The following is a 20,968-nucleotide window of genomic DNA, read 5'->3' on the forward strand; positions in this document are numbered from 1 at the left end:
TCACATAAAGCAAGCCTTTGTGACTCTAAGCTGAACGCACAAAATAACCAAGGGGCTTATTATGAGCACAACTGACGATTCTTTCTCTGTTACCCACGACCCGATTGAAATTCAGCGACCTTCGCTCAAAGAGCGCTGGTGGCATATTATGGATACCTGGAAAATTGGGATTATTCCTCTGCCGCTGTTCGTTCTGGCGGGTGCACTGATCGCGATTGATTGCCTGGGCGGAAAACTGCCGAGCGATATCGTGGTGATGGTGGCAACGCTGGCCTTCTTCGGCTTTGCCTGCGGCGAGTTTGGCAAACGCCTGCCGATTGTCGGCAAGCTCGGCGCGGCGGCGATTTGCGCCACCTTTATTCCTTCCGCGCTGGTCTACTATGGCCTGCTGCCGGACGTGGTGGTCGAGTCCACCACCAAGTTCTACAAATCCACCAACATTCTCTATCTCTATATCTGCTGCATTATTGTCGGCAGCATCATGAGCATGAACCGCACGGTGCTGATTCAGGGCTTCCTGCGCATCTTCTTCCCGATGCTGTGCGGCGAAATCGTCGGCATGCTGGTGGGGATGGGCGTCGGCCTGGCGCTGGGTCTTGAGCCGTTCCAGATCTTCTTCTTTATCATTCTGCCGATTATGGCGGGCGGCGTCGGGGAAGGGGCGATCCCGCTTTCCATCGGCTATGCCACCTTACTGCACATGGATCAGGGCGTGGCGCTCGGCCGCGTGCTGCCGATGGTGATGCTCGGTGGTCTGACGGCGATCATCATCTCCGGCTGCCTGAACCAGCTCGGTAAACGTTTCCCGCACCTGACCGGTGAAGGCCAGCTGATGCCTAACCGCGCCAATGCCGATACCACCGTCTCTCAGCCTGCGTTCTCCGGCAAAGCGGATGTGACCACTATTGCCTCTGGCGCGCTGCTGGCGGTGCTGCTCTACATGCTGGGCATGCTCGGCCACAAGCTGATTGGCCTGCCTGCTCCGGTCGGCATGCTGTTTATGGCGGTGCTGGTGAAGCTCTGCAACGGCGCCTCTCCACGCCTGCTGGAAGGTTCTCAGGTGGTGTACAAATTCTTCCAGACTTCTGTGACCTACCCGATCCTCTTCGCCGTTGGCGTGGCCATCACCCCATGGCATGAACTGGTGGCGGCGTTCACCGTCAGCAACCTGCTGGTGATTGTCAGCACCGTTTCTGCACTGGTCGCCACCGGCTTCTTCGTCGGCAAAAAGATTGGTATGCACCCGATTGATGTCGCCATCGTCTCCTGCTGCCAGAGCGGCCAGGGCGGTACCGGCGACGTGGCGATCCTGACCGCAGGCAACCGCATGAGCCTGATGCCGTTCGCCCAGATTGCTACCCGTATCGGCGGGGCGATTAACGTCTCTGTCTCACTGCTGATTCTGGGCAACTTCCTCGTTTAAGTTTTCAGGAAAGAACAATGAAACTCGCAAGCTTTTTATACCAGGGAAAACGCAGCTACGGCATCGTCCAGGTCGACGGCGTGATTGATTTAGGCCGCCGTCTGGGCGACCGCTACAGTGACCTCAAAGCGCTGCTGCAGGGCAACGGGCTGGCACAGGCCACCCGCTACCTGAACGATGCCGTGGACGTGCCGATGAGCGCCATCACCTTCTTACCGGTGATTGAGCAGCCGGAAAAAATCCTCTGCGTGGGCATGAACTACGCCGACAAGCGCAAGGAGTTTGACCAGCACAACCCGGCCCCGACGCTGTTTGTCCGCTTCCCGGATTCACAGACCGGCCACAACGAGCCGGTGCTGAAGCCGCGCCACTCCAGCGAATTCGACTACGAAGGCGAGCTGGCGGTGATCATCGGTAAAGGCGGGGAGAACATCAGCCGTGATGACGCCCTGCGCCACGTGGCGGGCTACAGCTGCTATATGGACGGCTCCGCCCGCGACTGGCAGCACACCTGGTTTACCGCCGGTAAAAACTGGCGTCAGACCGGCGCGTTCGGCCCGTGGATGGCAACGGCGGACGAGATCCCGGATCCGCATCAGCTGGCGATCCGCACCTGGCTGAACGGACGCATGGTGCAGGAAGACAACACCAGTAGCATGATCCACAAGGTTGCGGAGCTGATCGAGTACATCAGCACCTTTACCCGCTTAAGCCCGGGCGACGTGATCATCACCGGCTCCCCGGGCGGCGTGGGTAAAAAGCGCAATCCGCCGCTGTTTATGAAAGAGGGCGATCGCATTGAGGTGGAGATCGAGCATATCGGTCATCTGAGCAACGTGATCGTGGAAGCGCCAGCCGTCGGGCTTGCGGCAGCACATTAGGTAAGGCGGCAGCATGCATTCGCAACCCATCGATTTTCGCCACACGCTGGTGGCGAAGCACCCGGAACGCTTAAGCCAGATCCGCTACCTGCTGGCAGACAGCGGCCTTGGCCTGGACAACGACATCACGCTGTTTGTCGAAGCCTGGTCAGGCCCGCAGCTGGTGGGTTGCGCAGGGCTTGCCGCCAACGTCATCAAGTGCGTGGCGGTCAACGAGCAGCTTCGCGGTGAGAACCTCAGTGCGCGGCTGCTGGCAGAGGTGGAACATGCGGCGCTGGAGCGCGGCCATTTTCATCTTTTCCTCTGCACCAGGCCGTGCAACCGGGAGCGCTTTGCCCGCAGCGGCTTCTGGCCGATTACCCAGAGCGGGAACAACGCCGTGCTGATGGAGAACACCCCGCAGGGGATCGAGCGCTACTGCCGCTCTCTGCGCGCGAACCGCAGGTGCGGGGAGAAGATTGGCGCCATCGTGATGAACGCCAATCCGTTCACCCTCGGCCACCGCCATCTGGTGGAGCAGGCGGCGGCGCAGTGTGACGCCCTGCACCTGTTCGTGGTGCGCGAAGACGCGTCGTTCTTCCCGTTCAGCGCGCGGCTCGAGATGGTGCGCGCGGGCGTGGCGCATCTGTCGAACGTGGTGGTGCATGAAGGCTCTCAGTACATCATCTCTCGCGCCACGTTTCCGGCCTACTTCCTGAAGGAGACCGGCAAAGTGCAGCAGGCGTGGAGCGAGATCGACGTGCTGATCTTCCGGGACTTTATCGCCCCGGCGCTCGGCATCACGCACCGCTTCATCGGCTCGGAGCCGTTCTGCGATATCACCCGCCAGTACAACCAGACGCTGCACGACCTGCTGGCCTCGCATATCGAGGTGGTGGAGATGCCGCGCATCAAGGCCACCGGCAACGCCATATCTGCCTCGGAAGTGCGCCGCTTACTGAAGACACAGCAGTTTTCCCGGATCCGGGAGATTGTCCCGGACTCCACCTTCGCGCATCTCGAAACGCATTACCGTGCGAGTGCGGAAGTCGCTTAACTACCAGGAATTTATCATGAAAATTGTAAGGGAGGCGCTGGCCGGAACGCAGGAGTCCAGCGACCTGATGGTGAAAATCGCTCCCGCTCACGGCGAGCTGGAGATCGTCATCCACAGCGAAGTGATTAAGCAGTTTGGCGAGCATATTCGCCAGGTGGTCAACGACACGTTGCGCGCCATGAACGTGCACCAGGGATTAATCATTATTGAAGACAAAGGAGCGCTGGACTGTGTGATTCGCGCCCGTCTGCAAAGCGCGCTGATGCGTGCCGCCGATGAACAGGCCATCAACTGGGGGGCGCTGAAATGAGCAAACTCCGCCGCAGCATGCTGTTCCTGCCGGGCGCCAACGCCGCCATGCTCTCCACCGCCTTTATCTACCGTCCCGACTCCATCATGTTTGACCTTGAGGACGCCGTTGCCCTGCGCGAGAAGGATACCGCGCGCATGCTGGTGTTTCACGCGCTGCAGCACCCGATGTATCAGGATATCGAAACCGTGGTGCGCATTAACCCGCTCAGCACGCCGTTTGGCCTGCTGGATCTGGAAGCCGCCGTGCGGGCCGGCGTGGACGTGATCCGCCTGCCAAAAACCGACACGCCGGACGATATCTACGAGCTGGAGGGCCACCTTGAGCGTATCGAGCAGGCGTGCGGCCGCGAGGTCGGCTCCACCCGCGTGATGGCGGCGATTGAGTCGGCCATTGGCGTCATCAACGCCGTGGCGATTGCCCGCAGTTCTCCGCGCCTCATCGGCATTGCGCTGGCCGCCTTTGACTACGTGATGGACATGCAGACCGAGCGCGGCGACGGCACCGAGCTGTTCTACGCCCGCTGCGCCGTGCTGCACGCCGCCCGCGCGGCGGGTATCGACGCCTTCGACGTGGTGTGGTCAGACGTTAACGACGAGGCCGGGTTCCTGCGCGAGGTCGATCTGATCCGCAAGATGGGCTTCAACGGCAAATCGCTGATTAACCCGCGCCAGATTGACCTGCTGCACAACGCCTACGCCCCGACGCAGGAAGAGGTGGATCACGCCAGAAGGGTGATTGAGGCGGCAGAAGAGGGCGAGCGTAACGGCCTGGGCGTGGTGTCGCTTAACGGCAAAATGGTGGATGCACCGATTATTAACCACGCGCAGGTGGTGCTGGAGCGCGCGGCGGCTTCCGGCGTGCGTCGGTAAGGATAAGACAATGAATCAGACAGAACTTCTTCATGTGAATTTTCCCCATCTGCGGGACCTAAAACCCTTTGATACCGCCCATAGCACCACGCCGTGGCTGGCGGACAGCGATGCGAAGCACAGCCGCAAGCTCTGCGCCTCTGTTGAAGAGGCGGTTAAGCGCTGCGGCCTGCAGGACGGGATGACCATCTCCTTCCACCATGCGTTTCGCGAAGGCGACCGGGTGATCAACACCGTCGTGGCGCTGCTGGCGCGGATGGGCTTTAAAAACCTGACGCTGGCCTCCAGCTCGCTGATGACCTGCAACGACGCGCTGATCGAGCATATCAAAAGCGGCGTCATCACCCGGATTTACACCTCCGGCATGCGCGGCAGGCTGGCGGACGCCATCTCCCACGGGCTGATGGACGAGCCGGTGCAAATTCACTCCCACGGCGGGCGCGTGAAGCTGCTCCAGGACGGCGAGCTGAATATCGACGTGGCATTTCTCGGCGTGCCGTGCAGCGATGAGTTTGGCAACGCCAACGGGACGCACGGCAAATCGTGCTGCGGTTCTCTCGGCTACGCGATGGTGGACGCCCACTTTGCCCGCAAGGTGGTGCTGCTGACTGAAGAGCTGGTGCCGTTCCCCAATATGCCCGCCAGCCTGGTGCAGGACCAGGTGGACTACATCGTGCAGGTTGAAAGCGTGGGCGACCCGGCGAAAATCAGCGTCGGCGCGGCCCGTGTCACCAGCAACCCGCGCGAGCTGATGATCGCCCGCTATGCGGCGGACGTCATTGAACACTCCGGCTACTTCAAACCGGGCTTCTCGATGCAGACCGGCTCCGGCGCGGCGGCCACGGCCTGCACCCGCTTTATGGAAGAGAAGATGGAGCGCAGCGGCGTGAAGGCGCGCTTTGCGCTCGGCGGCATCACCGGCAGCCTGGTGGATCTGCACGAGAAGGGGCTCATCGAAAAGCTGCTCGATACCCAGTGCTTTGACGGCCAGGCGGCGGCCTCGCTGGCGCGTAACCCGAACCACGTGGAGATCTCCACCAACGTTTACGCTAACCCAGGCAGCAAGGCGGCAAGCTGCGACCAGCTCGACGTGGTGATCCTCAGCGCCCTGGAAATCGACGTCGAGTTCAACGTCAACGTCATCACCGGATCCGACGGCGTGATGCGCGGCGCGTCCGGCGGGCACTGCGACGTGGCCGCCGCGGCGAACCTGACCATCGTCGTTGCCCCTTTGCTGCGTAGCCGCATTCCGACGGTCGTGAAGCGGGTTACCACGCGCCTCACGCCGGGCGAAAGCATCGACGTGCTGGTTACCGATCACGGCATCGCGGTCAACCCGGCGCGCCCGGAAATCCGCGAGCGGCTGCTGGAGGCCGGGCTGAAGGTTGTGGATATCAACGCGCTGTATGAGCGGGCGATCTCCCTGACCGGCGTCCCGAAACCGATTGAGTTTACCGACAAAATCGTCGGGGTGATCCGCTACCGCGACGGCAGCGTGATCGACACCGTGCGACAGGTGAAGGAGGAAGTATGACTTTAGCGACACCCGTGCGGGCGGGTGTCAGCCTTGACGAACTGCTGGCGGCGAAAGAGCGCCGCGCAGCGCGCCAGGCTGATATGCTCGAGCACTATCAACAACCGGTGATTTCCCTCACGCTGGTCACGCCAGGGGAAATCAAGGACAGCCTGCGCTATCGCAATACCATGGGCGTGGCGCTGCAGATGTGCGACCAGCTGCTGTGGGAGAACCGCTGGCAGGTGCTGGACCGCCAGGTACTGTGGCTCCCTACCGGGCCTGAAGCCCTCTGGTGCGTGGCCCATCCGGCGGTGGAAATCAAAGCGCACTGTGCGGATCTGGAGCAGACGCACCCGCTCGGCAGGCTGTGGGATCTGGACGTGATCTGTCCTCAGCACGGCCACGTCGGGCGTCAGTCGCTGGGGGCGAATCTCAGGCGCTGCCTGATCTGCGACGCGCCCGCCCACGCCTGTTCCCGTTCGCGCAACCACCCCGTTGAGCAGGTGGTTTCCCGCGTGGAGAAGACGATCGATGACTGGTTTGCTCGCGACTAAACCGCGCCCGGCTGACGTGCCCGCGCTTGCCGAAGCGGCGCTGTGGCAGGAGCTGGAGCTGACGCCCAAGCCTGGGCTGGTGGACAGGCTCAACAACGGTTCCCATCGCGATATGGACCACGCGCTGTTTGTCCGCAGCATCGCGGCGATTACGCCGTGGTTTTCGCGCTTTGCCGAGCTGGGCAGCGCGCATGCGGATAAACCCGCTGGCGAACAGCTACGCGTTCTCCGCCCGATGGGGCTGGCCTGCGAGCAGGCGATGTATGCCGCGACGAACGGAGTGAACACGCACAAAGGCGGGGTTTTTGCCCTGGGTTTACTGTGCTTCGCCGCCGGTCGTGTGAAAAATATCTCCGCAGAGAGCCTCTGCTGTGAGGTGAGTAACATCTGCCGCGGGCTGGTGTCGCGGGAGCTGGCCGCACGCAGCGGACAGACGACGGCTGGCGAGCGACAGTTCCAGCAGTACGGCTTAACCGGTGCGCGCGGTGAGGCGGAGAGCGGCTTTGCGACGGTGCGTAAGGCGCTGGCGCAGTGGAACGGACATTCACTTCACGGCCTGCTGTTACGCCTGATGGCCGTCAATCAGGACAGCAATCTGGTATCTCGCGGCGGCATGGAAGGGCTGCGCTACGTCCAGGGCTACGCGCGGGAACTGCTGGCTAACGGCTGGGACCGCGAGGCGTTGCTTAGAATGGATAACGCACTGATTGAACGGAACTTGAGCCCGGGCGGCAGCGCGGATTTACTGTCGGTAGGGTGGGTGCTGTCTGGAATAAAATAGCCGGGTGGCGGCTTCGCCTTACCCGGCCTATGGTCTGGTTTTGTAGGCCCGGTAAGCGCTAGCGCCACCGGGCACAACAATCAATGCGCGATCGGCTGCGCACCGTGCGGTTCACGCACGTGCTTATACTTGAACAGCGCGATAAACGCGAAGAACAGCACCAGCGAGTACGCCGCGAAGATCAGCCACACCGGCTGCCAGTTGGTGATGCCGTTGGTGGTGTACATCTCAACCACTTTACCGCTCACCACGCCGCCCAGAATACAGCCGAAGCCGTTGGTCATCATCAGGAACATACCCTGCGCGCTGGCGCGGATTTCAGGCTTCACTTCTTTTTCCACAAACACCGAACCGGAGATGTTGAAGAAGTCGAAGGCGCAGCCGTAAACAATCATCGACAGCACCAGCAGCACGGTGCCGAACGGGCTTGGGTCGCCGTAGGCGAACAGACCGAAGCGCAACATCCACGCCGCGATACTGATCAGCATGACGTTCTTGATGCCGTAGCGGCTCAGGAAGAACGGGATGGTCAGGATGAACAGCGTCTCAGAGATCTGAGAGATGGACATCATCACCGACGCATGTTCAACGATAAAGCTGCCGGAGAACAGCGGGTTGTTATCGAAGCTGTGCAGGAAGGTGTTGCCGAACATGTTGGTGATCTGCAGCTCCGCGCCCAGCAGCATGGAGAAGATGAAGAAGATCGCCATGCGTTTGTTTTTGAACAGCGCGAAGGCATCCAGGCCGAGCATGGTGCTCCAGCTCTGGTTTTTCTGCTGGTTAGACACCGGAATGGTTGGCAGCGTCAGGGTGAAGATCGCCAGCAATACGGAGAGCGCTGCACCGATATAGAGCTGCATATGGCTCAGTTCGAAGCCCGCGAAGCTCACGCCCCACATCGCCATGATAAAGCCGATGGTGCCCCAGATACGGATTGGCGGGAAATCGGTCACGATATCCATATCCGCGGATTTCAGGCGGTAGTAGGAGATGGTGTTGATCAGCCCAAGCGTTGGCATATAGGCCAGCGAGTTAAGCAGGATCACCATGAACATTGCCCCCGGCGTGGTCACCTGGGCTGCCATAAACAGCGTCCCCGCGCCCACCAGATGGCAAAGCATGTACAGCCATTTGGCGCTTAGCCATTTATCCGCCACGATCCCCAGCAGCGTTGGCATGAAGACCGCCGCAATACCGAGCGAGCTGTATACGGCACCGATTGACGCACCATCGAACTTGAGCGTCACAAACATATAGGAGCCGAGTGTAGTCAGCCAGCTACCCCACAGGCAGAACTGCAGAAACGACAATATTTTAAGCTGCAGCTTAAGGTTCATGTTACTTTCCTCACAAGTGAGCGGGAGATATGTTGTTATAGGAACATTCAGGGTTGTTATTTGATGCAATTCTATCAGTTGGCAACGATATGTTTTGTTACCTCCCGCAAAAAAATGCAATCCACATTAATTTGCAGTTTGGATTGTGATGCAAATAACATTTTCGTATGGGTGGGGGGAAGCAGAACACCTTCTCCTTGCAGGAGAAGGTGTGCCGATCACCGACGACGATAGTTTTTCTGCGCCGTATTCACCTTATACAAGTACCGGCGGGATTCCGCAGAAGGGTGGCGGGTGGTAAGAGTGGAGTAGACATCCCCCGGCGCCATGCTGTTGATGATGTTCGCGGCCTGCACTTTGTCATTTGAGAAGACGCGCAGCACGCTGCCCGCACCGCCGTTATAGGCGGTGATCACCGCATAGCGGCGCGACGTTGGGTTATCAATTCCACCCAGGTACACATTGTTCAGCATCGCCAGGTAGGCGGTGCCGGTATCAATGTTGCTCTGCGGGTCGAACAGATAGCTGCGGCTCGGCGTGCCGGATTTCCCCTGCGCGCGGAAGACGTCTTTCCCGGCGCTGTGCTGCACCACCTGCATCAGCCCCAGGGCGTCGGAACGGCTTACCGCATACGGGTTAAACGACGATTCGGTCTGCATAATCGCCAGGATCAGCGACTCATCCACGCCGTACTTACGTGAGGCCTGACGCACCATCCCAATGTACTTATGCGCACGCTTGTCGAGGTGGTTCGGGACGAGGTTGATGGTGACGCTGTAGATAATCTTCAGACCGTTAGAGCGGCTTTTCAGGCGCGTCTGCAGCAGGTAGTCGGCAAATTTCGTGGCGCGACCTTCCCAGCGGATCGGCTGGCCGGTCTGATCGACAACCTGGCCGTACAGGAACGGCTCTTTCGAGATCGTAATATCGTCGGCATCGGAGTAGAGATCGATAGATCCCGGATCGTCACCCATCAGCAGGGTTTTGATAATGGCCTGACGTAAGCGCGCTGCAGGGTCAGTGCCTGCAATGGTCTCAATCGTGATCGTACCCTCATCAAAGTTGATGTGGCTACGGGTCAAATAGGCGTCGGTGTACTTAACGTAGTCCTTGGGTCCGGCAATAAGAACTTCGTTAAATCCCCATATGTTCTCGATGTTGTGGGCAAACTGCCCCATCAAAATGTCAAAACCGTTGGTGTCCTTGATCCAGGCTTCGTTGTAATCTTCGCCTTTTTTTGACGAACACGAGACAAGCAACGGCGCAACAAGGGCTAGCGCTAAAAGTTTTTTCATCATTCCGGGAGTGCGTGTTGTGTTTGCTTTAACGGCGGGGTTTCCCCCGCACGCTGTTATTTTTCCGGTGGCGTATAGCCTTCGATGTGTACGTCTTTACCTTCGAACAGGAAGCTCACCATCTCCTGCTCCAGCAGCTTGCGGTGTTCCGGGTTCATCATGCTGAGTTTCTTCTCGTTAATCAGCATGGTCTGCTTTTTCTGCCACTGTCCCCAGGCTTCTTTGGAGATTTCATTGTAGATGCGTTTACCCAGGTCGCCCGGATAAAGCTGGAAATCCTGGCCCTCAGCGTCACGCTGCAGGAAAGTACAAAAAATCGTTCTGGCCATACTCATTCCTCTTTTATTTGTCGATGCTAAACCATTGCACCGGCACGTAATTGCTGTAACAGGCGCTCCACGGGAGCCGCCAGTCCGACTGATGGCGGTTGCGCTAAGTTATACCAGAGAGCGGTGCCTTCATCCATGCACGAGGCAAATGACGACACGGGAAGCCACATGGGTACAATATCCAGGTGGAAATGGCTGAAGGTATGGCGAAACGCGGTCAACTGCGTCAGGTTATCGGCAGCAATCCCGCGCTTTTTAAGCCATTCACGCAGCAAGTCTTCATCTTCAAACTGTGGGAAGCAGTATAGACCACCCCACAGGCCGCTCGGCGGACGCTGGGCCAGGAAGACCTCGTCGCCGTGCTGCATCAGCAGCATATAGCCGGTGCGCTCCGGCAGCGTCTGTTTGGGTTTCTTACCCGGATACTGCGCCCAGGAATGGTTGGCATACGCCACGCAGAGAGTATTCACCGGGCAGAGTTCGCATTTTGGTTTTGAGCGCGTGCAGACCATGGCGCCGAGATCCATCATCGCCTGGTTGAAACGCTCGACGCCGTTGGCCGGGGTGACCTCTTCACTAATTTCCCAAAGACGTTTTTCAACGTCCTTCTTCCCAGGCCAGCCTTCGACGGCGTAGCAGCGTGCCAGCACGCGCTTTACGTTGCCGTCGAGGATCGGAAAATGCTTGCCTAACGACAGGGAAAGAATCGCACCTGCGGTTGAGCGTCCGACGCCGGGGAGATCTGCCACCTCATCGAAGGTTTCCGGGAATTTCCCGTTGTGGCGCGTCGCGACCTGCTGTGCGGCCTTGTGAAGGTTACGCGCGCGGGCGTAATAGCCAAGACCGGTCCACAGGTGCAGGACCTCGTCCAGCGGGGCGTTGGCCAGATCGGTCACCGTCGGGAAGCGCGCCATAAAACGCTCGAAGTAAGGGATCACCGTGGCGACCTGCGTTTGTTGCAACATCACCTCGGAGAGCCATACTTTGTAAGGCGTTTTTTCAATTTGCCAGGGCAGGGTTTTACGCCCGTATTTGTCGTACCAGTCCAGCACCTGGGCTGAAAATTGAGAGGCTTGCATGGTCATCGATTCGCATAATCAGGGACGCAGATTGCAGCACAGCGTCAATCTGCTGTAAACCGGATCTTTCCCATGCTTGCATAGAAGCCTTAACTTTGGATAATGCCCGTTTCCCGAACATTCTCACAAGCAGACAACTCTTTTATGAAAAACGACGTCATTTCACCGGAATTTGATGAAAACGGTCGCCCGCTGCGCCGTATTCGCAGCTTTGTCCGTCGTCAGGGCCGCCTGACAAAAGGTCAGCAACACGCGCTGGACAACTACTGGCCGGTGATGGGCGTTGAGTTCAGCGAGCAGCCTCTGGACTTTACTGAACTGTTCGGCCGCGAAGCACCCGTCACGCTGGAGATCGGTTTTGGTATGGGCACCTCGCTGGTGACCATGGCGAAAGCCCGCCCGGAGCAGAACTTCCTCGGTATTGAAGTCCACTCCCCGGGCGTGGGTGCATGCCTGGCAACGGCCCATGAAGAGGGCGTTGAGAACCTGCGCGTGATGTGTCACGACGCGGTGGAAGTGCTGCACAAAATGATTCCTGACAATTCTTTAACCATGGTTCAGCTCTTTTTCCCTGACCCGTGGCACAAAGCACGTCATAATAAACGCCGTATCGTTCAGGCACCGTTTGCCGAGCTGGTGAAAAGCAAGCTGAAGCTGGGCGGTGTCTTCCATATGGCGACCGACTGGGAACCGTATGCGGAACATATGCTGGAAGTGATGTCGTCGCTGGACGGTTACAAAAACCAGTCTGCGAGCAACGACTATGTACCGCGTCCGGAATCGCGTCCGGTAACGAAATTTGAACAGCGTGGCCATCGTCTTGGTCACGGTGTATGGGACTTAATGTTCGAGAGGGTGAAATAATGGCAAAGAATCGTAGCCGTCGTCTGCGTAAAAAGATGCACATCGAAGAATTCCAGGAAGTGGGCTTCTCCGTTGCGTGGCGTTTCCCGGAAGGCACCAGTGTAGAACAGATCGATCAGGACGTGGATGCGTTCATCAACGACGTGATTGAGCCAAACAAGCTGGCCTTCGACGGTAGCGGCTACCTGGCATGGGAAGGTCTGATCTGCACCCAGGAAGTGGGTAAATGCACCGAAGAACATCAGGCGCTGGTGCGTAAATGGCTTGAGGACCACAAGCTGGAAGATGTCCGCGTCAGCGAACTTTTCGACGTTTGGTGGGACTAATAAAGAAGTCAGGGGCCAGCATTAGCTGGCCCATTTTGTCTGAGGGAGTGTTTAAGATGCGCAAAACGTTGCTGGCTGTTGCTTTGATGGCAACTGGATTCACCGCCCATGCGGATTATCAGTGTAGCGTCACCCCGCGTGATGACGTGGTGTTAAGCCCGCAAACCGTGCAGGTCAAAGGCGAGAACGGCAATCTGGTGATTACGCCGCAGGGGAACGTCACCTTTAACGGCAAGCAGTACAACCTGACTGCCGCACAGCGTGAGCAGGCGAAAGACTATCAGGCCGATTTGCGTACCGCGCTGCCGTGGATTAATGAAGGTGCCCTGACGCGCGTCGAAAAGAGCCGCGTGGCGCTGGATAAGATCATCACCAAAGAGGTGGGGGAGAGCAGCAATATGCGCACCCGCCTGACGAAGCTTGATAAGCAGCTTAAAGAACAGATGAACCGGATTATCGAGACGCGTTCCGACGGCCTGACTTTCCACTACAAGGCGATTGATCAGGTCCGTGCCGACGGGCAGCAGCTGGTGAACCAGGCGATGGGCGGCATCCTGCAGGACAGCATCAACGAGATGGGCGCCAAAGCGGTGCTGAAAGGCGGCGGTAACCCGCTGCAGGGCGTGCTGGGCAGTCTGGGCGGCCTGCAAACCTCTATTCAGAACGAGTGGAAGAACCAGGAAGATGATTTCCAGCAGTTCGGCAAAGACGTGTGTAAACGCGTGGTGTCGCTGGAAGATAGCCGGAAGGCGCTGGTGGGGACGCTGAAGTAAGGTCCCCTCACCCTAACCCTCTCCCCAAAGGGGCGAGGGGATGGTTTGCTCCCTCTCCCTTTCAGGGAGAGGGCCGGGGTGAGGGTTGCAGCATTTGCAATGTTTCAAGGATCTTTTCCAGCACAGCCTCTTCGTTATTCCAGAGTTCGTTGTTCCAGAATCGTATAACGTGCCAGCCCTTTTGGTTTAACCACAACGTCCTTTGACGATCGTATTCCTGATTTTCATCATGCTGTCCGCCATCCAGCTCAACTGCCAGACGTGCTTCGCAGCAGGCGAAATCGAGTATGTAATTTCCTGCCGGATGCTGTCGGCGAAATTTATAATTTTCGAAACGGCGGCTGCGCAGTAGATACCAAAGTCGCCTTTCTTCCGTTGTCAGCTCGCGTCTGAGCTGTTTTGCATATGAACGAGTAATTTCCATCCCCACACTCTGCCAGCCTTTCCCTCAGCCGGCAGAACGGGATGCAAAATCCTGAATCAGCCTTCAGGATTCTTCGGCGAGGAACAGCTCAAGAAGGGAGTTTAAGAACAGTTTGCCGTGCTCGGTGATCTGCCAGTATTCATCACACTCGGTGAGATACCCCTGGGCCAGCGCCTCGTCGATCTGCGGGCGAATCACCGACTCCGGCAGCCCGGTGTAACGTGTAAATTCCGCGCGCGGCGCGGCCTCCAGCAGGCGGAAGCGGTTCATAAAGAACTCAAACGGCTTATCCACCGCCTCGACGTCGTGCTGATGCTCCAGGTAGCGGCCTTCCATATACCCGCGCGGGTGGCGGGTTTTGGCGGTGCGCAGAATGCGCCCGTCCGGAAAGGTCACCTTGCCGTGCGCGCCGCAGCCAATCCCGAGATAGTCGCCAAAGCGCCAGTAGTTCAGGTTGTGCTGACACTGATAGCCCGGCTTCGCGTACGCGGACGTTTCATACTGCTGATAGCCCGCAGCGGTTAACAACTGGTGACCCTGCTCGAAGATATCCCACAGCGCGTCGTCGTCCGGAAGCACCGGCGGGCGGGAACCGAACAGCGTGTTTGGCTCGATGGTGAGCTGGTACCACGACAGGTGCGGCGGGTTCAGCGCAATGGCCTGGCGCAGGTCGTCCAGCGCCTCGTCCAGAGACTGATCCGGCAGGCCGTGCATCAAATCGAGGTTGAAGCTGCGAAGATTAAGCCCGGTCGCCAGGTTTGCCGCGCGCTTCGCCTCTTCCGGGCCGTGAATGCGCCCCAGACGTTTTAGCTTCGGTTCGCTAAAGCTCTGCACGCCGATGGAGATGCGGTTTACGCCCGCGCGCTGATAGTCGACAAAACGGTCGGCCTCAACGGTGCCGGGGTTGGCTTCCATCGTAATTTCAGCATCCGCTGCCAGGTTCAGGCGCGCACGCACGCCGTCCAGCAGGGTCTGCATAGCCGGACCGGACAGCAGGCTCGGCGTACCGCCACCAATGAAAATGGTCTTAACTTCACGTCCCTGTGCGTAAGGTACATCGGCGTCCAGGTCGGCCAGCAGATGCGCAACGTAATCATCGTGCGGCACTTCGCCCTTCAGCGCGTGCGAGTTGAAATCGCAGTACGGGCATTTCTGCACGCACCACGGGATGTGAATATAAAGACTCAGAGGCGGCAAATTAGCCATTACGCAGTGCTTCCAGTAACAGTTTCAGCGCGCGTCCACGGTGGGAAATCGCGCTTTTCTCTTCGCGGGTCAGTTCCGCAGCGGTTTTGCCCTCGGTCGGGACAAAGAAAATCGGGTCGTAGCCAAAGCCGCCGTTACCAGCCGCTTCACGGGTAATCACGCCCGGCCAGCTGCCGTGGCAGACGATAGGCGTAGGGTCTTCCGCGTGACGCAGATAGACCAGTACGCAGTGGAACTGCGCGGTGCGCTGCTCGTCCGGTACGTCTTTCAGGGCGACAAGCAGCTTTTCGAGATTCTGCTGGTCGGTGGCGTCAACGCCGGAGTAGCGCGCGGAGTAAATCCCCGGCGCGCCGCCGAGAAAATCCACGGCCAGGCCGGAGTCGTCGGCAATCGCGGGCAGGCCCGTAATCTGCGCGGCGTGGCGCGCTTTCAGGATCGCGTTTTCGATAAACGTCAGCCCCGTCTCTTCGGCGGAATCCACGCCAAGATCGGTTTGGGCGACCACGTCCAGCCCAAAATCATTTAATAGCGAGGCCAGCTCGCGCACTTTACCGGCGTTGCCGGTCGCGAGAACAACTTTCTGCATGGTTTAGTCCTGTTCTTTCAGAGCCGCGACTTCCGTCGGGATAGATTGCGGATTAAGGATTTTTACCTGTTTATGTCGCCCAAGTTCACCTTTTTCAATGATGACCTGGCTTTTGGCGACGCGAAACTGTTTTGCCAGATATTTGGTCAGATGCGCGTTCGCCTGGCCGTCAACCGGCGGGGCGGTGATGGCGACTTTTAACTCGTCGCCATGCAGCCCAACAATACCGTCACGGCTGGCTTTTGGCTGAATATACAGCCGCAAGACCAGCCCGTCAGCGCAGGTGCTTACGGCACTCATAGCGCCATCCACAGCCCCGGCAGCAGCATATTGCCCGTGGACTGTAACAGCTCAGCGATCCCCATGTTGACCACATAGAGCAGCAGAACCAGGATCATCGGGGAAAAATCGATGCCGCCCATAGACGGAAGCAGGTTACGGATTGGACGCAGCAGCGGCTCTGCCAGCTGAATCAAAGCATACTCCACCGGGCTACGCCCCTGGCTGACCCAGCTCATGATGGCCATCACCAGCAGCACCCAGAAAATAAGCAGGCCGACGGTTTTGACCAGAATCAGGACCGCAGCAATCCAGATAATCGGCTGGAAGGTAATGACCATAAACAGCACGATCGCTTTGATAACGCTCAGAATAAACGCCACCAGCAGAGACGAACTGTCGATGGGGCCCATGGCCGGGATAATACGGCGCAATGGTCCGACAACAGGCTGCGTGATTTTCACGACAAACTGCGAGAACGGATTGTAAAAATCACAGCGGGCCCACTGCATCCAGACGCGCAGCAAAAGCGCCATCGTATACAGCTCAAGCACAGTTGAGAGCAGGAAAGTCAACGTCTTCATGGCGTTCCTCAGGTTTCCTTATTATTTTGAGTAGTCGCGCGCACCGAAAATTGCCGTGCCGATGCGCACCATAGTGCTGCCTGCCGCGATGGCGGCTTCCATATCATCCGACATGCCCAGAGAAAGCGTGTCTACCGTGTTATAGCGCGCTTTAAGCGCCTCAAATGCTACAGCCATTTGCTGTGCCACGGCAAACTGCCTTTCATAACTTGACTCAGGCGCCGGAATGGCCATCAGCCCGCGCAGGGTTAAGCGCGGCAGTTCGGCCACCTCTGCGGCCAGCGCGTCCAACTCGCTCAGCGCAATGCCGGACTTGCTGTTTTCGTCGCTGATGTTGACCTGAATCAGCACGTTAAGCGCTGGCATCTCTGCCGGACGCTGGTCGTTCAGACGTGTCGCAATACGCAGACGGTCGATGGTGTGACACCAGTCGAAGTGCTCTGCCACCAGACGGCTTTTGTTCGACTGCAGCGGGCCAATAAAGTGCCACTGCAGATCCGTCTTCCCCTGTTCCTGGAAGTAGCGAATTTTATCCACGCCTTCCTGCACGTAATTTTCACCAAACGCCCGCTGGCCTGCGTCAATGGCTTCTGCGATAGCGCTCGCAGGCTTGGTTTTGCTGACTGCAAGCAGGGTAATTTCTTCTGAAGCACGGCCGCAACGCGTTGCAGCGGCTGAGATTTTGTCCCGGACCTGTGCCAGGTTATGCGCAATATCGTTCATTTTCCGAGGAGTAGTCTATGGATGTGGAAGAAATTGTGGCCCTTAGTGTAAAGCATAACGTCTCCGATCTACACCTGTGCAGTGATTCGCCACCCCGCTGGCGCAGAACAGGCCGCCTTGAGCCGGCACCGTTTCCTCCTCCCGACGTTGGGGCGTTGTTAAAAGCGTGGCTCAATGATGAGCAGCAGGGGATATGGTGGGCCAGCGGGCAGGTGGATTTTGCCGTGACGGTGGCGGGAGGCCAGCGTCTGCGCGGCAGTGCCTTTAAGCAGATGAGCGGTATCTCTGTAACGCTCCGGCTGTTGCCGCGTACCTGCCCGCAGCTCGCTTCGCTGGGCGCGCCGCGGGCAATCCCGGAACTGTTAACCAATGACGCCGGACTGATTCTGGTGACAGGAGCAACCGGCAGCGGTAAATCTACGACGCTGGCGGCGATGGTCGATTTTCTTAACCGCCATACTGATGGCCATATCCTCACGCTCGAAGATCCGGTGGAGTTTATCTACCGGAGCGAACGTTGTCTGATCCAGCAGCGGGAGATAGGTCAGCACAGCCCGTCATTTGCAGAAGCGCTGCGCAGTGCCTTACGCCAGGATCCGGACGTGATTCTGCTTGGAGAGTTGCGCGACAGCGAAACGATCCGCCTTGCGCTAACTGCGGCGGAAACCGGGCATCTGGTGCTGGCGACCCTGCATACGCGCGGAGCATCGCAGGCGATTGAACGGCTGGTCGATACGTTCCTGGCGCAGGAGAAAGATCCGGTGCGTAACCAGCTGGCCGGCAGCCTGCGGGCGGTGCTGGCGCAAAAGCTGCTTCCCGATCTACAGGGCGGGCGCGTCGCGCTGTATGAACTGCTGGTGAACACCGCAGCGGCGGCGAATCTCATTCGTGAAGGGAAAACGTGGCAACTGCCCGGCATTATTCAAACCGGTCAGCAGGCAGGCATGCAGAACTTTGACCAGAGCCTGGCGGAGAGACGGGCGCAGGGGCGGCTGTAGGCCCCTGTGCTTAAAAGCCCTGCTCGAAATAGCTTTCGAGGATGATGACGGCAGAAGCGGAGTCCACGCTGCCTTTGTTCAGCGCCCGGAAGCCGCCGTGCTCAAACAGACCCGAGCGCGCTTCGACGGTGCTCAGACGCTCGTCGTGCAGCTTCACGGAGACGCCAAAGCGGCCATGGATTTTATTGGCAAACTTACGCGCCCGGGCGGTCAGCGGCTGTTCGGTACCGTCCATGTTGAGCGGCAGCCCAACAATCACGTCATCCGGCTGCCACTCTTTGAGCAGGCGCTCAATGAGGTTCCAGTCCGGCGTGCCGTCGTTGGCCTTCAGGGCCGTAAGCGGACGCGCGGTACCGGTGATGCGCTGCCCCACGGCGACGCCAATGCTTTTAGTACCAAAATCGAAGGCAAGAAGCGTTCCGCTCATCAGGCGTGCCCCGCTACGCCAGGCATGGTCAGGATATCAATGCCAATCAGCTTTGCCGCGTCACGCCAGCGATCGGCGATAGGGGTTTTAAACAGGATATTCATGTCCGCAGGGGCGGTGAGCCAGGCGTTATCGAGGATCTCTTGCTCAAGCTGGCCTTTCTCCCACGACGAATAGCCCAGCGCCACCAGCACTTCAGAAGGCTGCTCTGCGGTGCCCAGCGTTTCGAGTACGTCACGCGAGGTCGTGATAACGGTCTTGTCGGAGATGCGAATGCTGGAAGAGAATACCGGCGGCGTATGCAGGATAAAACCGCGATCTTCTGCAAGAGGTCCACCCAGCATCACGGGCTTATCAAGCCGGATTTCCGGCAGTCGCGCTTCAGCCGGGATTTTCAGCTTGTCCAGAATCCCTTCAACCTGAAGATTTTCCAGCGGTTTATTAATGATAATGCCCATCGCGCCGTCTTCATTGTATTCACAAATATAAACCACGGCGCGGCGAAAAATCGGGTCCTGGAGAGCAGGCATGGCAATAAGAAAGTGATGCTGTAAATTCATTGTCAGAGGTACTGTTTCCTGGTTTAAAAAGCGACAGCGCCCAGTATGGGGACAAACTCAGGCGCTGTCACTAATAGTATTGTTAGGTTATTTTTGTAAACGCTTTTCGATAGCGTCCATCAGCATGCCGGTGATTGAGACAGGGAATTCCGCCTCAATTTCACGAATGCAGGTCGGGCTGGTGACGTTCACTTCGGTAAGACGATCGCCGATGATATCCAGTCCGACGAAGATCAGACCTTTGGCTTTCAGCGTCGGGCCAACGCGGCGGGCAATTTCCCAGTCGCTTTCGGTCAGCGGACGCGGCTCGCCGCGGCCACCGGCGGCCAGATTACCGCGGGTTTCGCCACCCTGCGGGATACGTGCCAGGCAGTAAGGAACCGGTTCGCCATCCACCACCAGAACGCGTTTGTCGCCGTCTTTGATCGCTGGAATATAGTTCTGCGCCATGCAGTAGCGCGTGCCCAGTTCGGTCAGCGTTTCGGCAATCACGCCAATGTTTGGGTCGCTCTCTTTCACGCGGAAAATCGATGCGCCGCCCATGCCGTCCAGCGGCTTCATGATGATATCGCCGTGCTTCTGCCAGAATTCTTTCAGCTGCGCTTTGCTGCGGGTCACCAGGGTTTCCGGCGTCAGGTCAGAGAACCAGGCGGTGTAGAGCTTCTCGTTACAGTCGCGCAGGCTCTGGGGCTTGTTGACGATCAGCGTGCCTTTCTCTTCAGCGCGTTCGAGAATATAGGTGCAGTAGATGTATTCGGTGTCGAACGGCGGATCTTTACGCATCAGGATGACGTTGAGATCGGCCAGGGAAATGTCCTGCTCGGTGCCGAATTCGTACCATTTGTCGTAGTTCTGCTCGACGTTAACGATGCGGGTGCGCGCGCGGGCTTCACCGTTGATCAGGTAAAGATCGTTCATCTCCATATAGTGGAGTTCATAGCCGCGACGCTGCGCTTCCAGCAGCATGGCGAAGCTGGAATCTTTCTTGATGTTAATGTTTGCGATGGGGTCCATCACGATGCCGAGCTTGATCATGTTCTTCTCCGTTAATGCTTCAACCCAGATCGCCAAACCGTACCTGTAGCGCGGTAATGGCCGTGAGTGCCGTTGTCTCAGTGCGCAGAACGCGAGGTCCCAACAGAATATCAGTAAACTGGTAACGTGCCGTCATCGCAATTTCGTCCGCCGACAGGCCGCCTTCGGGGCCAATCAGCAGGCGTACGCGCTCAACGGGCAGGGGCAGCGTATTGATGCTGGCGCTGGCGCGCGGATGAAGATTGAGCTTCAGCCCACTGTCCTCTTCTGCACACCACTCCTCCAGATCCATCGCCGGGCGGATCTCCGGAATACGGTTGCGGCCACTCTGTTCGCAAGCCGCAATGGCAATTTTCTGCCACTGCTGGATCTTTTTGTTCAGACGTTCCGCATCCAGTTTAACGCCACAGCGCTCAGAAAAAAGTGGCGTAATGAGGCTTACACCCAGTTCAATGGATTTCTGAATGGTGAACTCCATTTTCTCGCCGCGCGACATCACCTGGCCCAGATGAATGTGCAGCGGTGATTCCCGGTCGTCCACTTCGCCACGCAGGACGTTAACGTGTACGCTTTTTTTATCAGACCGCGTGATTTCCGCGTCGAAAACCTGGTTCGAGCCGTCGAACAGCTGTATTGCCTGACCTGCGCCCATGCGCAGCACGCGGCCAACGTGGTTGGCAGCGTCATCAGACAGGGCGATTTCGCGGCCTGCGGTAATCAGTTCAGGATGGTAAATGCGGGGAATGCGCATAGTCAGAAATTCCATGTGT

Annotated in this window: 26 protein-coding genes; 12 read left to right on the forward strand and 14 right to left on the reverse strand. The window is 58.3% G+C overall.

Going from position 1 to position 20,968, the window contains the following annotated elements; all coding sequences use genetic code 11:
- Positions 1–61: 61 nt before the first annotated feature.
- Genes ACDO57_RS17570 through citG form a run of 8 tightly spaced genes read left to right on the forward strand, consistent with a single transcriptional unit; the run spans position 62 to position 7,373 of the window.
- Positions 62–1,423 carry a 2-hydroxycarboxylate transporter family protein gene (locus ACDO57_RS17570; RefSeq protein ID WP_032650157.1) on the forward strand — a complete coding sequence of 454 codons (1,362 nt, stop codon included), beginning with the start codon at positions 62–64 and terminating at the stop codon, positions 1,421–1,423.
- Positions 1,424–1,440: 17 nt separating this feature from the next.
- Positions 1,441–2,304, forward strand: a complete 864-nt coding sequence (locus tag ACDO57_RS17575; protein ID WP_370884333.1) for a fumarylacetoacetate hydrolase family protein — start codon at positions 1,441–1,443, stop codon at positions 2,302–2,304.
- A 13-nt stretch (positions 2,305–2,317) separates the two neighbouring features.
- A complete protein-coding gene (gene citC, locus ACDO57_RS17580; protein ID WP_370884334.1) occupies positions 2,318–3,340 on the forward strand; it encodes a [citrate (pro-3S)-lyase] ligase in 1,023 nt (340 codons plus the stop codon).
- A 16-nt stretch (positions 3,341–3,356) separates the two neighbouring features.
- Positions 3,357–3,650, forward strand: coding sequence for a citrate lyase acyl carrier protein (gene citD / locus ACDO57_RS17585; RefSeq protein WP_021242087.1), 294 nt, complete (start codon positions 3,357–3,359; stop codon positions 3,648–3,650).
- Complete coding sequence (gene citE, locus ACDO57_RS17590) at positions 3,647–4,522, forward strand: citrate (pro-3S)-lyase subunit beta (RefSeq protein ID WP_023326048.1); 876 nt, start codon at positions 3,647–3,649, stop codon at positions 4,520–4,522. The genes citD and citE overlap by 4 nt, the downstream gene beginning before the upstream one ends.
- Positions 4,523–4,532: 10 nt before the next feature.
- Positions 4,533–6,056, forward strand: coding sequence for a citrate lyase subunit alpha (citF, locus tag ACDO57_RS17595; protein WP_048029064.1), 1,524 nt, complete (start codon positions 4,533–4,535; stop codon positions 6,054–6,056).
- Positions 6,053–6,592: a citrate lyase holo-[acyl-carrier protein] synthase gene (citX, locus tag ACDO57_RS17600; protein WP_023618643.1), complete on the forward strand. Its 540-nt coding sequence runs from the start codon at positions 6,053–6,055 to the stop codon at positions 6,590–6,592. Before citF ends, citX begins: the two co-directional genes overlap by 4 nt.
- Positions 6,570–7,373, forward strand: coding sequence for a triphosphoribosyl-dephospho-CoA synthase CitG (citG, locus tag ACDO57_RS17605; RefSeq protein ID WP_370884335.1), 804 nt, complete (start codon positions 6,570–6,572; stop codon positions 7,371–7,373). The genes citX and citG overlap by 23 nt, the downstream gene beginning before the upstream one ends.
- Positions 7,374–7,453: 80 nt before the next feature.
- On the opposite strand, the gene ACDO57_RS17610 is transcribed toward citG, so the two are convergent.
- From ACDO57_RS17610 to mutY, 4 genes are all read right to left on the reverse strand, one after another.
- On the reverse strand, positions 7,454–8,710 hold the full coding sequence (locus ACDO57_RS17610) for a nucleoside permease (protein WP_008499767.1): 1,257 nt from the start codon (positions 8,708–8,710) through the stop codon (positions 7,454–7,456).
- A gap of 218 nt (positions 8,711–8,928) precedes the next feature.
- Entirely contained in the window at positions 8,929–10,005 is a 1,077-nt protein-coding gene (mltC, locus tag ACDO57_RS17615; protein ID WP_024906549.1) for a membrane-bound lytic murein transglycosylase MltC, read from the reverse strand.
- A gap of 56 nt (positions 10,006–10,061) precedes the next feature.
- Positions 10,062–10,334, reverse strand: coding sequence for an oxidative damage protection protein (locus ACDO57_RS17620; RefSeq protein ID WP_023309138.1), 273 nt, complete (start codon positions 10,332–10,334; stop codon positions 10,062–10,064).
- Positions 10,335–10,360: 26 nt separating this feature from the next.
- A complete protein-coding gene (gene mutY / locus ACDO57_RS17625) occupies positions 10,361–11,419 on the reverse strand; it encodes an A/G-specific adenine glycosylase (RefSeq protein ID WP_370884336.1) in 1,059 nt (352 codons plus the stop codon).
- Positions 11,420–11,557: 138 nt separating this feature from the next.
- Between mutY and trmB the strand changes: the two genes are divergently transcribed.
- The 3 genes from trmB to ACDO57_RS17640 are packed head-to-tail and all read left to right on the forward strand — an operon-like array spanning position 11,558 to position 13,376.
- A complete protein-coding gene (trmB, locus tag ACDO57_RS17630; RefSeq protein WP_023333355.1) occupies positions 11,558–12,277 on the forward strand; it encodes a tRNA (guanosine(46)-N7)-methyltransferase TrmB in 720 nt (239 codons plus the stop codon).
- Entirely contained in the window at positions 12,277–12,603 is a 327-nt protein-coding gene (locus tag ACDO57_RS17635; protein WP_014885198.1) for a YggL family protein, read from the forward strand. Before trmB ends, ACDO57_RS17635 begins: the two co-directional genes overlap by 1 nt.
- A gap of 56 nt (positions 12,604–12,659) precedes the next feature.
- Positions 12,660–13,376 (forward strand): DUF2884 domain-containing protein, encoded by a 717-nt coding sequence (locus ACDO57_RS17640; RefSeq protein ID WP_024906551.1) that lies wholly within the window; start codon positions 12,660–12,662, stop codon positions 13,374–13,376.
- A gap of 61 nt (positions 13,377–13,437) precedes the next feature.
- Here the strand turns inward: ACDO57_RS17640 and ACDO57_RS17645 are convergent, their stop codons facing one another.
- From ACDO57_RS17645 to ACDO57_RS17670, 6 genes are all read right to left on the reverse strand, one after another.
- Positions 13,438–13,800 (reverse strand): endonuclease domain-containing protein, encoded by a 363-nt coding sequence (locus ACDO57_RS17645; RefSeq protein WP_073961472.1) that lies wholly within the window; start codon positions 13,798–13,800, stop codon positions 13,438–13,440.
- A 63-nt stretch (positions 13,801–13,863) separates the two neighbouring features.
- Complete coding sequence (gene hemW, locus ACDO57_RS17650; RefSeq protein ID WP_370884337.1) at positions 13,864–15,006, reverse strand: radical SAM family heme chaperone HemW; 1,143 nt, start codon at positions 15,004–15,006, stop codon at positions 13,864–13,866.
- Positions 14,999–15,592, reverse strand: a complete 594-nt coding sequence (locus ACDO57_RS17655) for an XTP/dITP diphosphatase (protein ID WP_370884338.1) — start codon at positions 15,590–15,592, stop codon at positions 14,999–15,001. Before ACDO57_RS17655 ends, hemW begins: the two co-directional genes overlap by 8 nt.
- Positions 15,593–15,595: 3 nt before the next feature.
- A complete protein-coding gene (gene yggU / locus ACDO57_RS17660) occupies positions 15,596–15,892 on the reverse strand; it encodes a DUF167 family protein YggU (protein ID WP_023309131.1) in 297 nt (98 codons plus the stop codon).
- On the reverse strand, positions 15,889–16,455 hold the full coding sequence (locus tag ACDO57_RS17665; protein ID WP_010435467.1) for a YggT family protein: 567 nt from the start codon (positions 16,453–16,455) through the stop codon (positions 15,889–15,891). Before ACDO57_RS17665 ends, yggU begins: the two co-directional genes overlap by 4 nt.
- 21 nt (positions 16,456–16,476) lie before the next feature.
- On the reverse strand, positions 16,477–17,178 hold the full coding sequence (locus ACDO57_RS17670) for a YggS family pyridoxal phosphate-dependent enzyme (protein ID WP_335244817.1): 702 nt from the start codon (positions 17,176–17,178) through the stop codon (positions 16,477–16,479).
- 17 nt (positions 17,179–17,195) lie between these two features.
- On the opposite strand from ACDO57_RS17670, the gene ACDO57_RS17675 reads away from it, so the two are divergent.
- Complete coding sequence (locus ACDO57_RS17675) at positions 17,196–18,176, forward strand: type IV pilus twitching motility protein PilT (protein ID WP_370884339.1); 981 nt, start codon at positions 17,196–17,198, stop codon at positions 18,174–18,176.
- Between the two features lie 10 nt (positions 18,177–18,186).
- Here the strand turns inward: ACDO57_RS17675 and ruvX are convergent, their stop codons facing one another.
- The 4 genes from ruvX to rsmE all read right to left on the reverse strand — a co-directional run bounded on the left by ruvX (position 18,187) and on the right by rsmE (position 20,949).
- Positions 18,187–18,603, reverse strand: coding sequence for a Holliday junction resolvase RuvX (ruvX, locus tag ACDO57_RS17680; RefSeq protein WP_235402081.1), 417 nt, complete (start codon positions 18,601–18,603; stop codon positions 18,187–18,189).
- Positions 18,603–19,163, reverse strand: coding sequence for a YqgE/AlgH family protein (locus tag ACDO57_RS17685; protein ID WP_032645077.1), 561 nt, complete (start codon positions 19,161–19,163; stop codon positions 18,603–18,605). The genes ruvX and ACDO57_RS17685 overlap by 1 nt, the downstream gene beginning before the upstream one ends.
- A gap of 87 nt (positions 19,164–19,250) precedes the next feature.
- Positions 19,251–20,198 (reverse strand): glutathione synthase, encoded by a 948-nt coding sequence (gene gshB, locus ACDO57_RS17690; RefSeq protein WP_061714498.1) that lies wholly within the window; start codon positions 20,196–20,198, stop codon positions 19,251–19,253.
- Between the two features lie 19 nt (positions 20,199–20,217).
- Complete coding sequence (rsmE, locus tag ACDO57_RS17695) at positions 20,218–20,949, reverse strand: 16S rRNA (uracil(1498)-N(3))-methyltransferase (RefSeq protein WP_024906558.1); 732 nt, start codon at positions 20,947–20,949, stop codon at positions 20,218–20,220.
- Between the last annotated feature and the right edge of the window lie 19 nt (positions 20,950–20,968).

The organism is Enterobacter cloacae complex sp. 2015409 (genome assembly GCF_041365315.1).
Classification (GTDB): Bacteria; Pseudomonadota; Gammaproteobacteria; order Enterobacterales; family Enterobacteriaceae; genus Enterobacter; species Enterobacter pseudoroggenkampii.